The organism is Shinella oryzae (assembly GCF_023038235.1).
GTDB classification, from domain to species: domain Bacteria; phylum Pseudomonadota; class Alphaproteobacteria; order Rhizobiales; family Rhizobiaceae; genus Shinella; species Shinella sumterensis.
Genome location: NZ_CP081987.1, coordinates 2,266,709 through 2,279,742, shown reverse-complemented (window position 1 = coordinate 2,279,742; position 13,034 = coordinate 2,266,709). Strand labels below are relative to the sequence as shown.

Sequence of the window (13,034 nt, the reverse complement as noted above, 5' to 3'; positions counted from 1 at the left end):
CCTTTTGTATCGAAAGCGGTATGGAATTCATTTGTCTACACAAGCTCAAAAAATGAGCGCAAGAACAAGAGATGTGGCCAAAGCGGACTGCATCCGGGGGATTGTATATGGAGTATTTCGTCCAGCAGCTCGTTAACGGGCTGACTCTTGGCTCGATTTATGGTTTGATAGCCATTGGCTACACCATGGTTTACGGCATTATCGGCATGATCAACTTCGCCCATGGCGATATTTTCATGCTGGGTGGGTTTGCCGCTCTCATCACGTTCCTGATCCTGACGAGCGTGTTCGTCGGCCTTCCGGTCGTGCTGCTGCTTCTGGTGATGATGGTGGCCGCGATGCTGACGGCGTCGCTTTGGAACTGGACGATCGAGAAGATGGCGTACCGGCCGCTGCGCGGTTCGTTCCGCCTTGCGCCGCTGATCACGGCGATCGGCATGTCGATTGCGCTGTCGAACTTCATCCAGGTCACGCAGGGCCCTCGCAACAAGCCGATCCCGCCGCTGGTGTCGTCGGTCTACAATGTCTTCGGCATCGCGATCTCGCTCAAGCAGATCATCATCATGCTCCTGACGGCGATCCTGCTGACGACCTTCTGGTACATCGTCAACAAGACGGCGCTCGGCCGCGCGCAGCGTGCGACCGAACAGGACCGCAAGATGGCGGCGCTGCTCGGCATCGACGTCGACCGCACGATCTCCGTGACCTTCGTCATGGGCGCATCGCTGGCGGCGGTCGCCGGCACCATGTACCTGATGTATTACGGCGTGACCGTCTTCACCGACGGCTTCATCCCGGGCGTCAAGGCCTTCACGGCCGCGGTCCTGGGCGGCATCGGCTCGCTTCCGGGCGCGGTTCTCGGCGGCATGCTCATCGGTCTCATCGAGAGCCTGTGGTCGGCCTATTTCACCATCGACTACAAGGACGTCGCGACGTTCTCCATCCTCGCCATCGTCCTGATCTTCAAGCCGTCCGGCATTCTCGGACGACCGGAAGTCGAGAAGGTTTGATCCATGTCCAACATTTCCCACTCTCCCGAGAGCGCCGGCGGTAACCTGACGGCGCGGGCTCTGCGCGAGGGCATTTTTGCCGGCATCGTGGCGCTCGGCCTGTTCGTGCTCTTCGTCGGTCTGGAGACCACGCAGAACATCCGCAACGAGCTGGTGTTGAACCAGCGCTGGGGCCTGCTTGCCATCTTCGTCGCGGTCGCCGCCGTCGGGCGCTTCCTCACGGTCGCCTATATCCGTCCGTGGATGGAGGCCCGCAAGGCCGCCGCCAAGGCGCCGGCCGAGGCGGACGAAAGCTTCTTCAAGCGCAACTTCAGCAAGATCGCCATCGTCGCGCTCCTGATCTATCCGCCGCTGATGGTCATGCTGTTCGGCGTGCAGGGCTCGCTGAAGTGGGTCGACAATTTCGGCATCCAGATCCTCATCTACGTGATGCTCGCCTGGGGCCTCAACATCGTGGTGGGCCTCGCCGGCCTGCTCGACCTCGGCTACGTCGCCTTCTATGCGGTGGGCGCCTATTCCTACGCGCTGCTGTCGCAGTATTTCGGGCTGTCCTTCTGGATCCTGCTGCCGCTCGCCGGCATCCTGGCCGCCTTCTGGGGCATGATCCTCGGCTTTCCGGTGCTGCGCCTGAAGGGCGACTATCTCGCCATCGTCACGCTCGCCTTCGGTGAGATCATCCGCCTCGTGCTGATCAACTGGACGGAAGTGACGCGCGGCACGTTCGGCGTCTCGGGCATTCCCAAGGCCTCCGTCTTCGGCATCTGGTCGTTCGACGTCAGCGCGCCGAACAACTTCGCCAAGGCCTTCGGCCTGCCGATGTCGTCGGCCTATTACAAGATCTTCCTGTTCTACCTCATCCTGGCGCTGGCGCTACTCACCGCCTATGTGACGATCCGCCTGCGCCGCATGCCGATCGGCCGCGCCTGGGAAGCGCTGCGCGAGGACGAGATCGCCTGCCGCTCGCTCGGCATCAACACGGTCACGACCAAGCTGACGGCGTTTTCCATCGGCGCGATGTTCGGCGGCTTCGCCGGCTCCTTCTTCGCCGTGCGCCAGGGCTTCGTGTCGCCGGAAAGCTTCGTCTTCCTGGAATCGGCGATCATCCTGGCCATCGTGGTCCTCGGCGGCATGGGCTCACTCGTCGGCATCGCGGTTGCGGCCGTCGTGATGGTCGGCGGCACGGAACTGCTGCGCGAGATGACCTTCCTCAAGGCCATTTTCGGTCCCGACTTCACGCCGGAACTCTACCGCATGCTGATCTTCGGCCTCGCCATGGTCATCGTGATGGTCTGGAAACCGCGTGGCTTCGTCGGCAGCCGTGAACCGACCGCCTTCCTGAAGGAACGCAAGGCGGTCTCCGGCAGCTTCACCAAGGAAGGACACGGCTGATGGTGTCCGCAACCATGACAACGAACACGATGACGGCTGACCCCATTCTCAAGGTCGAGCATCTCTCGATGCGCTTCGGCGGCCTCATGGCCATCAACGACTTCTCCTTCGAGGCGCAACGCGGCGAGATCACCGCGCTGATCGGTCCCAACGGCGCGGGCAAGACCACGGTCTTCAACTGCGTGACCGGCTTCTACAAGCCGACCATGGGCATGATCACCATGCGCCAGAAGGGCGGCAAGGAGTTCCTGCTGGAGCGCCTGAACGACTTCGAGATCACCCGCGATGCCAAGGTGGCGCGCACCTTCCAGAACATCCGGCTCTTCTCGGGCCTCACCGTTCTGGAGAACCTGCTCGTGGCCCAGCACAACACGCTGATGAAGGCGTCGGGCTATACCGTCCTCGGCCTTCTAGGCCTGCCCGGATACAAGAAGGCCGCGGCCGAATCCATCGAGGTCGCCCGGCACTGGCTGGAGAAGGCCGACCTCATCGCGCGTGCCGACGACCCGGCCGGCGATCTGCCCTACGGCGCCCAGCGGCGCCTGGAGATCGCACGCGCCATGTGCACGGGACCCGAGGTCCTGTGCCTCGACGAGCCGGCGGCGGGCCTCAACCCGCGTGAATCGCTCGCGCTCAACGAACTCCTGCGCTCCATCCGCAAGGACAGCGGCACGTCGATCCTGCTCATCGAGCACGACATGTCGGTGGTCATGGAGATCTCCGACCATGTGGTCGTGCTCGAATACGGGCAGAAGATCTCCGACGGCACGCCGGACCATGTGAAGAACGATCCGAAGGTTATCGCGGCCTATCTCGGTGTGGAAGATGATGAGGTCGAAGAGGTGATCGAGGAAATCGAGGAGATCGAGGGCACGGCGGGAGGGTCGCACTGATGAGCGATACGCTTCTCAGCGTCCAGGGCGTTGAAACCTATTACGGCAACATCCGCGCGCTCGCCGGCGTCGATGTCACGGTGCAGAAGGGCGAGATCGTCAGCCTCATCGGCGCCAACGGTGCGGGCAAGTCGACCCTGATGATGACGATCTGCGGCAGCCCCCAGGCGCGCAACGGCACCATCACCTTCGACGGCGAGGACATCACCCGCCTGCCGACGCATCTCATCGCGCGCCGCCGCATCGCGCAGTCGCCGGAGGGACGCCGCATCTTCCCGCGCATGACCGTCTACGAAAACCTCCAGATGGGCGCGAGCCTCGACAACCTGAAGTATTTCGACGAGGACGTGGAGAAGATCTTCACGCTCTTCCCGCGCCTCAAGGAGCGCCAGTCGCAGCGCGGCGGCACGCTCTCGGGCGGCGAACAGCAGATGCTGTCGATCGGCCGCGCGCTGATGGCGCGTCCCAAGCTCTTGCTTCTCGACGAGCCGTCGCTGGGCCTGGCGCCGCTGATCGTCAAGGGCATCTTCGACGCCATCAAGGTGCTGAATAAGGAAGAGGGCCTGACCGTGTTCCTCGTGGAGCAGAACGCCTTTGCCGCGCTCAAGCTGTCGGACCGCGCCTATGTGATGGTCAACGGCAAGGTGACGATGAGCGGCTCGGGCAAGGAGCTTCTGGCCAATCCGGAAGTGCGCGCGGCCTATCTCGAAGGCGGCAGGCACTAGGACAAGGAGACGGACAATGCAGGGAATTCTCTACGAGGAGCCGTCTGTCTGGCAGTTCCTGTTCATCACCGTCATCATGGGCGGCTGGACCGCATGGCGTACCGGAAAGAGCGTCGCCGAGGGCTGGCAGCCCTACCGGACCCTCGTCATCTACACCCTCCTCCTCGGCGTCGCCATCCGCTTCATCCACCACGCCCTGTTCAACGGAACCATGCTCACCCCACAGTACTATCTCGTGGACACCGCCGTGCTTTTGTTGTTTGCTACGCTCGGTTACCGCTACTACCGGACGCGGCAGATGACCAACAATTACTACTGGCTTTATGAGAAGGTCTCGCCCTTTTCCTGGAAGTCGAAATAATCAAGGGAACACCCGTCCGCCCGGACGGGCAAAGGATACCGGCGCAATGAATGCGGGTGTTGCGCCCGGTTGAAACCAGCCCGCTATAAATCTGGGAGTAACCAAATGAAGAAGTCTCTCATGTCGGCTGTTGCTTTGGCTGCAATGGTCGCTTTCAGCGGCAGCGCTTGGGCCGACATCCTGGTCGGCGTCGGCGGCCCGCTGACCGGTCCGAACGCCGCTTTCGGCGCGCAGATCCAGAAGGGCGTCGAGCAGGCTGCTGCCGACATCAATGCGGCCGGCGGCATCAACGGCGAGCAGATCAAGATCGTTCTGGGCGATGACGTTTCCGACCCGAAGCAGGGCGTTTCCGTTGCCAACAAGTTCGTCGCCGATGGCGTGAAGTTCGTTGTCGGTCACTTCAACTCGGGCGTTTCCATCCCGACGTCGGAAATCTACGCCGAAAACGGCATCCTGCAGGTTTCGCCGGCGTCCACGAACCCGACCTACACCGAGCGCGGCCTGTGGAACACGTTCCGTACCTGCGGCCGTGACGACCAGCAGGGTGCGGTAGCCGGCGCCTTCATCGCCGCCAACTTCAAGGATGCGAAGCTCGCCGTTCTCCACGACAAGAGCCCGTATGGCCAGGGTCTCGCCGACGAAACCAAGAAGTCGGCCAACGAAGCCGGCGTCAAGGAAGTCATCTACGAAGGCGTCAACATCGGCGACAAGGACTTCTCGGCCCTCATCGCGAAGATGAAGGAAGCCGGCGTCTCCGTCGTCTACTGGGGCGGCCTGCACACCGAGTTCGGCCTGATGGAACGCCAGGCTGCCGACCAGGGCCTGAAGGCTACCTTCATCTCGGGCGACGGCATCGTTTCGAACGAGCTGGCTTCGATCGCCGGCGACGCCGTCGACGGCACGCTGATGACCTTCGCGCCCGATCCGCGCAAGAACCCGGCTGCCAAGGAGCTCGTCGAGAAGTTCCGCGCTGCCGGTTTCGAGCCGGAAGCCTACACGCTCTACTCCTACGCCGCACTGCAGGTCATCGCTGAAGCCGCCAAGGCTGCCGGCGGTAACGACGCGCAGGCCGTTGCCGAAGCGATCAAGGCCAAGGGCCCGTTCAACACGGCGATCGGCGAGCTGTCCTTCGACGAGAAGGGCGACATCACCCGCCCGGACTACGTCATGTACACCTGGAAGAAGGGTGAAGACGGCAAGTACACCTACTTCGAAAACGAGTAATCGTTTCATGGAACGGGCGGCGCACGCACGCCGCCCGGCCGTGTCGACTTCAAGCCCGGCCCTTGCGCCGGGCTTTTTCGTGAAGGCCTGCACAGTGTCCGGGCCAAGACATATCGGCAGGGTGAAGACGAAAGGAATGGCAGCATGGACGCAGCGCTTGTCCGGGATGAGCCCATCGGCCGCCAGCAGCGGGCGCGCGGCGTCGGACGCTTGGTGGCGAAGCGGTCTGCGCAGAGCACCCGGCTCGACGTGCTCTATCAGGAAGGCTGCGCCAAGATCCGGCTACCCGCCACGTTCGACGGCGCGATGGAGGCCGTCCTCATCAACACGGCCGGTGGCCTGACGGGCGGCGACCATGTGGAATGGTCGCTTGCAGCCGGCGCCGAAACGCGCCTGACCGTGACCACGCAGGCCTGCGAACGTGTCTACAAGGCGACCGCCTCGACCGCACGGCTGGAAACACGCATCACGGTGGCCGACGGCGCGCGTGTCGACTGGCTGCCGCAGGAGACGATCCTGTTCGACCGGTCGTCGCTGAACCGCCGGCTGGAGGTGGACCTGGCTGCCGATGCCATCTTCCTCGCCGTGGAGGCCGTGATTCTTGGCCGCAAGGCGATGGGCGAGACGGTGGAGACGGGGTTCTTTCACGACCGCTGGCGTGTTCGCCGCGCCGGCAAGCTGATCCATGCCGAGGAAACGCGGCTTGACGGCGATGTTGCCGCCCTTACGGGCGAGCTCGCGACGCTGCGCGGTGCGCGCGCCTTCGCAACGGTGCTGTTGTGCGGCCCCGATGCCGAAGGGCATGTCGAACCGCTGCGTCGGCTGATCGGCGCGGGCGCGGCAGGCGTCAGCCAGTGGCAGGACAAGCTCGTCGCGCGTGTCGTGGCCGACGACGGGTTCTCCCTGCGAAAAATGCTCATCCCGATCATTTCGCACTTGCGCAAGGGCGCGAGCGTGCCGAAACTCTGGTCACTCTGAAATCGGCAGGCCCGGCCCGATCCGTGGTCGCCGCCGGCTTCCTGTTTTGCGTATATCGCGCGCGCAAACAGCCGCCTATTCTCGCGCGACGGAACCAGCGACGGACCACTCATGAACCTGACCCCCCGCGAAAAAGACAAACTGCTGATCGCCATGGCCGCGATCGTGGCGCGCAAGCGTCTGGAGCGCGGAGTGAAGCTCAATCATCCCGAGGCGATCGCGCTCATCACCGATTTCGTGGTGGAGGGTGCCCGCGACGGCCGGGCGGTTGCCGACCTGATGGAGGCGGGCGCGCATGTGCTCACCCGGGACCAGGTGATGGATGGCATCCCCGAGATGATCCACGACATCCAGGTGGAAGCTACCTTCCCCGACGGTACCAAGCTCGTGACCGTGCACGAGCCGATCCGGTAGCCCCATGCTGGCGCTCAGGCCCAATTGCGAATGCTGCGACCGCGATCTGCCGCCCGAAAGCGGCGAGGCGATGATTTGCACGTTCGAATGCACCTTCTGTACGGAATGCGTGCGCACGGTTCTGCACGGCGTCTGCCCGAACTGCGGCGGCGGGTTCATGCATCGTCCGGTGCGGCCGGCCGCGATGCTCGCAGAATATCCGGCATCGACGAAACGTATCGTGAAAGCGGAAGGCTGCGGCCCCGCGCAAGCTGCGAGAGGAAATCCATGATCCCGGGAGAAATCATCGCCGCCGACGGCGATATCGAACTCAATGTCGGGCTGCCTGTTACCGTGCTGGACGTTTCCAACGCGGGCGACCGCCCGATCCAGGTCGGCAGTCATTATCATTTCTACGAAACCAATCCCGGCCTGTCGTTCGAACGCGAGCAGACGCGGGGGCTCAGGCTCGATATCCCCGCCGGAACCGCCGTGCGTTTCGAGCCCGGCCAGACGCGCAGCGTGAGGCTCGTGCCGTTTTCCGGCAAGCGGGAAATTTACGGCTTCCGGCAGGCCGTTATGGGAAAACTCTGACATGACTTTGCGACATTCACTACTTCTGGCCGCCGCCTCGCTCATCGTTTCGGCCACGGTTACCATGGCGCAGGAGCCCGAAGTCGACTGCGACAACGCGGAGACGCAGATGGACATGAACATCTGCGCCGGACGCGACTACAAGGCGGCCGACGAAGAGTTGAACGCCGTCTACAAGAAGGCCCTGGCGGCCGCTGTGGAGACCGATGAAGGGTTCAAGGATATGGGCGACCAGTATGTCGGCGCGGTCGATGCACTGAAACGTGCCCAGCGCTCGTGGATCGGCTATCGCGACGGCCAGTGCGATCTTGCTGGCTTCGAGGCACGCGGCGGCTCCATGGAACCCTTGCTGGTTTCCAGCTGCCTTGCGGATCTCACACGCAAGCGGACGGCGGAGCTCAAGACGTTCTACGAGCAGGAAAACTGAGGAGCGGCGGTGTCACGCAGGATCGTCATCGTCGGCAATGGCGCCATCCCGCAGGGGCTGGCTGCGACGATCGATGCGGCTGACATCGTGATCCGTTTCAATGGCTGCCGGTCGGCGGGCGCGGGCGGCGTGAAGACGGATATCATCGCCGTGTGCAACACCGGCCGCCCGGCGCTCGACATGCTGGGCGGCGGTCGCTGGAAGGACAGCGAGACCGTGCGGCAGGCCGGCGAGATCTGGTGCGTGCGCTCTTCCGATGTGTTTGCGGCCATGCGCGCGCCGCTGGCCATCAGCCACCCCGATCTCGACGACTTCTGTGACGATTACACTGATGGCTTCGAGGCCTTCGCGGCGGCGACCGGCCGTCGGTTGCGTGTCATCCCCGCCGCCCTCCATCGTGCCGTCGACGCCGGATTGGCCGCCTTCGATCCCGCGCCCTACGTCGTACCGAGCTCGGGCCTCGTCACCATTGCGCATGCCCTTGAAAACCTTGCCGAAGAAGGCGACCGCGTTTCCATTGCCGGCTTTAGCCACGAAGGCTGGGAATGGCATCCTTTCGCCGCCGAGCGGCGCTGGGTCGATACGCTCGTTATCGCCGGCCGCCTCGACCGCCTCGATCATCCTTCCGCCTCCCGGAGAAGCTGACCCATGTCCTACACCATGTCCCGCGCCGCCTATGCCCGCATGTTCGGTCCCACCACCGGCGACAAGGTGCGCCTTGCCGACACGGAACTCTTCGCCGAGGTGGAGAGGGACTTCACCAGCTACGGCGACGAGGTGAAGTTCGGCGGCGGCAAGGTCATTCGCGACGGCATGGGCCAGAGCCAGGCGACGCGCGGCGAGGGCGCGGTCGATACCGTCATCACCAACGCGCTCGTCATCGACCACAGCGGCATCTTCAAGGCGGATATCGGCCTCAGCAACGGCCGCATCGCCGGCATCGGGAAGGCGGGCAATCCCGATACGCAGCCGGGCGTGACCATCATCGTCGGTCCCTCGACCGAAGTGATCGCCGGGGAGGGCAAGATCCTCACCGCCGGGACGATGGATGCGCATATCCACTATATCTGCCCGCAGCAGATCGAGCATGCGCTGGCGAGCGGCGTCACGACGATGCTGGGCGGCGGCACGGGGCCTGCCCACGGCACGCTCGCCACCACCTGCACGGGCGCCTGGCACATCGAGCGCATGATCGAGAGCTTCGATGCCTTTCCGATGAACCTGGCACTGGCGGGCAAGGGCAACGCGTCGGTGGCCGCGCCGATCGAGGAGATGATCCGCGCCGGCGCCTCATCGCTCAAGCTGCACGAGGACTGGGGTACGACACCGGCGGCCATCGACTGCTGCCTTTCGGTGGCCGATGAATACGATGTGCAGGTGATGATCCACACCGACACGCTCAACGAAAGCGGCTTCGTGGAGGACACGGTTGCGGCGATCGGCGGGCGAACCATTCACGCCTTCCACACGGAAGGGGCCGGCGGCGGCCACGCGCCCGATATCATCAAGGTCTGCGGCCACGCCAACGTCATCCCGTCTTCGACCAACCCGACACGGCCCTATACGGTCAACACCATTTCCGAGCATCTCGACATGCTGATGGTCTGCCATCACCTGTCGCCATCCATCCCGGAGGACATCGCGTTCGCTGAAAGCCGCATCCGCAAGGAAACCATCGCGGCGGAGGACATCCTGCACGATATCGGCGCCTTCTCCGTCATCTCCTCCGACAGCCAGGCCATGGGCCGTGTCGGCGAGGTCGCGATCCGCACCTGGCAGACGGCGGACAAGATGAAGCGCCAGCGCGGCCGCCTTGCCGGCGAGACCGGTGACAACGACAACCTGCGCATCCGCCGCTACATCGCCAAATATACGATCAACCCGGCCATCGCGCATGGTTTGAGCCACGAGATCGGCTCGGTCGAAGTGGGCAAGCGTGCCGACCTCGTGCTGTGGAACCCGGCCTTCTTCGGCGTGAAGCCCGACATGGTCCTGCTCGGCGGCGTCATCGCCATGGCGCCGATGGGCGATCCGAACGCATCGATTCCGACGCCACAGCCGGTCCATTATCGCCCGATGTTCGGCGCCTATGGCAAGATGCGCACCAATTCGTCCGTCACTTTCGTTTCTCAGGCGGCCATCGATCTCGGGCTTCGCGAGCGCCTCGGCGTCGCCAAGCAGCTTCTGCCGGTCCGCAACACGCGCAACATCTCCAAGGCGTCGATGATCCTCAACGATCTCACGCCGCATATCGAGGTCGATCCGGAAACCTATGAGGTGCGTGCGGACGGCGAGCTGCTGACCTGCGAACCCGCGACCGTGCTGCCCATGGCGCAGCGCTATTTCCTCTTCTGATACTCTTCCGCCCCGAAAGTCCCTTATGCCCTATCGCTCCACCCAGATCCTGCCGCAGGGAACCGCCATCGACCAGACGCCCATCGATGTCGTCATTCTCCCGCACGACCAGCGTCATATTCGCCGCAAGCTCCTGCACATGCAGCACGACGATGTCGTGATGGTCGACCTGCGCGAACCGGTCCAGCTTTCGCATGGCGATCTGCTGTGGACGGAAAGCGGCGAGACGATCGAGGTCGTGGCGGCGGAAGAACTTCTCTACGAAGTCACACCGAAGGGGCCGCTTCATCTCGTCGAGCTCGCCTGGCATCTCGGCAATCGCCACCTGCCGGCGCAGATCGAGGAGACGCGCATTCTCATCCTGCGCGATCACGTGATCCGCGACATGCTGAACGGGCTCGGCGCGACGGTACGGGAAGTCTCGGAGCCGTTCCATCCGGTGCGCGGCGCCTATCACGGTTCCGGCCACGGGCATCACCATCACGGCCATGACTGAGCCGGCAGCCCTCGTGCGGCTGATGACCTGGTTGTCACCGGCCTTTCCCGTCGGCGCCTTCTCCTATTCGGGCGGTCTCGAGCAGGTGGTGAGCGACGGTGACGTGCGCGACGTCGCGACGCTTCGAGACTGGCTCTCGAGCCTGCTTTCGCACGGCAGTCTATGGAACGATGCCGTGCTGTTTGCCGAAGCGCATCGCGACGTCGATGCGGAGGAGCAGTTGAAGGCGGTCGCCGCGCTCGCGGAGGCGCTTGCGGGCTCGGCCGAGCGGCACAGGGAAACCATGCTTCAGGGCGGCGCATTCCTGGCGGCGGCATCGGGCTGGCCCCATCCGGTTCTGGACGTGCTGGGCGAGGCGACGGCCTATCCGGTCGCCGTGGCCGCGGTTGCAGGCGGGCACGGCATTGCGGCAGAGGCGGCGCTGGCCGCCTTTCTCCACGCGGTCGCCTCCAATCTGGTATCGGTGGCGATCCGTTGCGGTGTCATCGGCCAGCGCGATGGCGTGGCTGTTCTTGCCGGGCTGGAGCCGCAGGTGATCGCGATGGCCGAACGGGCCGCGGGCTCGACGCTCGACGATCTCGGTTCCGCCACCATCCGCGCGGAGATTGCCAGCCTGCGGCATGAAACATTGACGACGCGGCTGTTCCGTTCATGAGCAGGTCGGCCGCCAAACCCTGCTGGGCGAAGATAATAGATAGAGGTGGACCGATGGCGTTGCCGTCCGTCTGCCGCGAAACTCTTGGAGAGTGACGATGACATCGAAAAACGGTCCCCTGCGTGTCGGCATCGGCGGCCCCGTCGGTTCGGGCAAGACGGCGCTGACGGAGAAGCTCTGCAAGGCCATGGCCGCGCACTATTCCGTGGCCGTTGTGACCAACGACATCTACACCAAGGAGGATGCGGAGGCGCTGGTGCGCATGCAGGCGCTGCCGTCCGACCGCATCGTCGGCGTGGAGACGGGTGGCTGCCCGCACACCGCCATCCGCGAGGATGCCTCGATCAACCTCCAGGCCATCGCCGATCTCAACCGGCGTTTCCCCGATCTGGATGTGGTCTTCATCGAGTCGGGCGGCGACAATCTCGCGGCAACCTTCTCGCCCGACCTCGCGGACTTGACGATCTATGTCATCTCTGTCTGCCAGGGGGAGGAAATCCCGCGCAAGGGCGGGCCGGGCATTACGCGCTCGGACCTTCTCGTCATCAACAAGAAGGACCTCGCGCCGTATGTCGGGGCGGATCTGGACGTGATGGAGGCGGATGCCGGGCGCATGCGTGCAGCGCGGCCCTTCGTTTTCTCCGACATGAAACGCGGCGAAGGGGTCGACACCATCGTCGATTTCCTGCGCGTGCAGGGCGGGCTCTAGCTTACACCCTCTTCAGCGCCTCAGGATCGCCGATATGGACGAGCCGGCCGCGGACATTGACGCCGTGGTTGCGCAGGAGGGAGAAGGCGCGCGACAGCGCCTCGGGTGCGAGGCCGAGCTTCCCAGCGAGCAGGCTCTTCTGGTAGGGCAGGCGGAAACTCGTTGCCTTGCCGTCCGCCGGGCAATGATCGAGCAGATAGCGCGACACGCGCTGGGGCGCGGTGTGCAGCCGGTCATCGGCAAGGCTGGTGAAGCTGGCGGCAAGCTGCGCGGACACGATGTTGACGAGCGCGAGTGCCAGGTCCGCTCGCCGGCTTGCGATGTCGCGCACGCGCCTCAGATCGAAGCGGGCAAGCAGCGCCGGCTCGGCAGCCTGTGCCGTCGCGGCATAACGGCCGCCGTCGAGCACCACGCTCGCGCCGATCAGGTCGCCGGGGCCATAGAGGCTGACGTCGGCCTCGCGGCCGTCGGGGTCGAGCTTGTAGAGGCGGATGTAGCCGGACAGAACGCAATGCAGCATGTCGGCGGGCTCGCCTTCCCGGAACAGCATCTGCCGGGCCGGCAGGTTGCCGATAACGGCGATTTCCATCAGCGCCGCGACACTCTCCACGCCGAGCGAAGCCAGAAAACCTGAATTCAGAAGCGTTTCCCGTTCCCGTGCGCCGGGTTTCATCAGCCTGTTCATCGATCTCACTCCATGCTCCCGCAGGCTTCGTTCGTTCGTCCAGCTGAAACGATAGTCCAGGGCGGGAATACGCGTCTTGATTTCGATCAAACAACGCAAAACGGCCGGCGGGGCAAATGATGCCGCGCCGGCCGTTCATC

Annotated in this window: 17 protein-coding genes; 16 read left to right on the top strand and 1 reads right to left on the bottom strand. The window is 64.2% G+C overall.

Annotated elements, in window-relative coordinates; translation table 11 throughout:
* Nucleotides 1-107 precede the first annotated feature (107 nt).
* From K6301_RS11200 to ureG, 16 genes are all read left to right on the top strand, one after another.
* Entirely contained in the window at nucleotides 108-1,010 is a 903-nt protein-coding gene (locus K6301_RS11200) for a branched-chain amino acid ABC transporter permease (protein WP_247216953.1), read from the top strand.
* Between the two features lie 3 nt (nucleotides 1,011-1,013).
* Nucleotides 1,014-2,399 carry a high-affinity branched-chain amino acid ABC transporter permease LivM gene (livM, locus tag K6301_RS11195; protein WP_247216951.1) on the top strand — a complete coding sequence of 462 codons (1,386 nt, stop codon included), beginning with the start codon at nucleotides 1,014-1,016 and terminating at the stop codon, nucleotides 2,397-2,399.
* On the top strand, nucleotides 2,399-3,292 hold the full coding sequence (locus tag K6301_RS11190; protein ID WP_247216948.1) for an ABC transporter ATP-binding protein: 894 nt from the start codon (nucleotides 2,399-2,401) through the stop codon (nucleotides 3,290-3,292). The genes livM and K6301_RS11190 overlap by 1 nt, the downstream gene beginning before the upstream one ends.
* A complete protein-coding gene (locus K6301_RS11185) occupies nucleotides 3,292-4,017 on the top strand; it encodes an ABC transporter ATP-binding protein (RefSeq protein WP_370340505.1) in 726 nt (241 codons plus the stop codon). Before K6301_RS11190 ends, K6301_RS11185 begins: the two co-directional genes overlap by 1 nt.
* A 16-nt stretch (nucleotides 4,018-4,033) precedes the next feature.
* Nucleotides 4,034-4,378, top strand: a complete 345-nt coding sequence (locus tag K6301_RS11180; RefSeq protein WP_247216946.1) for a DUF6867 family protein — start codon at nucleotides 4,034-4,036, stop codon at nucleotides 4,376-4,378.
* Nucleotides 4,379-4,483: 105 nt separating this feature from the next.
* Nucleotides 4,484-5,602 (top strand): branched-chain amino acid ABC transporter substrate-binding protein, encoded by a 1,119-nt coding sequence (locus K6301_RS11175; protein ID WP_247216942.1) that lies wholly within the window; start codon nucleotides 4,484-4,486, stop codon nucleotides 5,600-5,602.
* Nucleotides 5,603-5,746: 144 nt separating this feature from the next.
* Nucleotides 5,747-6,580 carry an urease accessory protein UreD gene (locus K6301_RS11170; protein ID WP_247216940.1) on the top strand — a complete coding sequence of 278 codons (834 nt, stop codon included), beginning with the start codon at nucleotides 5,747-5,749 and terminating at the stop codon, nucleotides 6,578-6,580.
* A 111-nt stretch (nucleotides 6,581-6,691) separates the two neighbouring features.
* Complete coding sequence (locus K6301_RS11165) at nucleotides 6,692-6,994, top strand: urease subunit gamma (protein WP_134650633.1); 303 nt, start codon at nucleotides 6,692-6,694, stop codon at nucleotides 6,992-6,994.
* A gap of 4 nt (nucleotides 6,995-6,998) precedes the next feature.
* Nucleotides 6,999-7,265: a DUF1272 domain-containing protein gene (locus K6301_RS11160; RefSeq protein ID WP_247216938.1), complete on the top strand. Its 267-nt coding sequence runs from the start codon at nucleotides 6,999-7,001 to the stop codon at nucleotides 7,263-7,265.
* Nucleotides 7,262-7,567, top strand: a complete 306-nt coding sequence (locus tag K6301_RS11155; RefSeq protein WP_247216936.1) for an urease subunit beta — start codon at nucleotides 7,262-7,264, stop codon at nucleotides 7,565-7,567. The genes K6301_RS11160 and K6301_RS11155 overlap by 4 nt, the downstream gene beginning before the upstream one ends.
* Nucleotide 7,568: 1 nt before the next feature.
* A complete protein-coding gene (locus tag K6301_RS11150; protein ID WP_425475333.1) occupies nucleotides 7,569-7,994 on the top strand; it encodes a lysozyme inhibitor LprI family protein in 426 nt (141 codons plus the stop codon).
* A gap of 9 nt (nucleotides 7,995-8,003) precedes the next feature.
* Entirely contained in the window at nucleotides 8,004-8,639 is a 636-nt protein-coding gene (locus K6301_RS11145; protein ID WP_247216921.1) for a glycosyltransferase family 29 protein, read from the top strand.
* A gap of 3 nt (nucleotides 8,640-8,642) precedes the next feature.
* Nucleotides 8,643-10,349 (top strand): urease subunit alpha, encoded by a 1,707-nt coding sequence (ureC, locus tag K6301_RS11140; RefSeq protein WP_247216919.1) that lies wholly within the window; start codon nucleotides 8,643-8,645, stop codon nucleotides 10,347-10,349.
* Between the two features lie 25 nt (nucleotides 10,350-10,374).
* A complete protein-coding gene (gene ureE, locus K6301_RS11135; RefSeq protein WP_247216917.1) occupies nucleotides 10,375-10,845 on the top strand; it encodes an urease accessory protein UreE in 471 nt (156 codons plus the stop codon).
* A complete protein-coding gene (locus K6301_RS11130) occupies nucleotides 10,829-11,500 on the top strand; it encodes an urease accessory protein UreF (protein WP_425475395.1) in 672 nt (223 codons plus the stop codon). The genes ureE and K6301_RS11130 overlap by 17 nt, the downstream gene beginning before the upstream one ends.
* A gap of 97 nt (nucleotides 11,501-11,597) precedes the next feature.
* Nucleotides 11,598-12,209: an urease accessory protein UreG gene (gene ureG / locus K6301_RS11125; RefSeq protein ID WP_134650641.1), complete on the top strand. Its 612-nt coding sequence runs from the start codon at nucleotides 11,598-11,600 to the stop codon at nucleotides 12,207-12,209.
* Nucleotide 12,210: 1 nt separating this feature from the next.
* Here the strand turns inward: ureG and K6301_RS11120 are convergent, their stop codons facing one another.
* Complete coding sequence (locus tag K6301_RS11120; RefSeq protein WP_247216913.1) at nucleotides 12,211-12,894, bottom strand: Crp/Fnr family transcriptional regulator; 684 nt, start codon at nucleotides 12,892-12,894, stop codon at nucleotides 12,211-12,213.
* Between the last annotated feature and the right edge of the window lie 140 nt (nucleotides 12,895-13,034).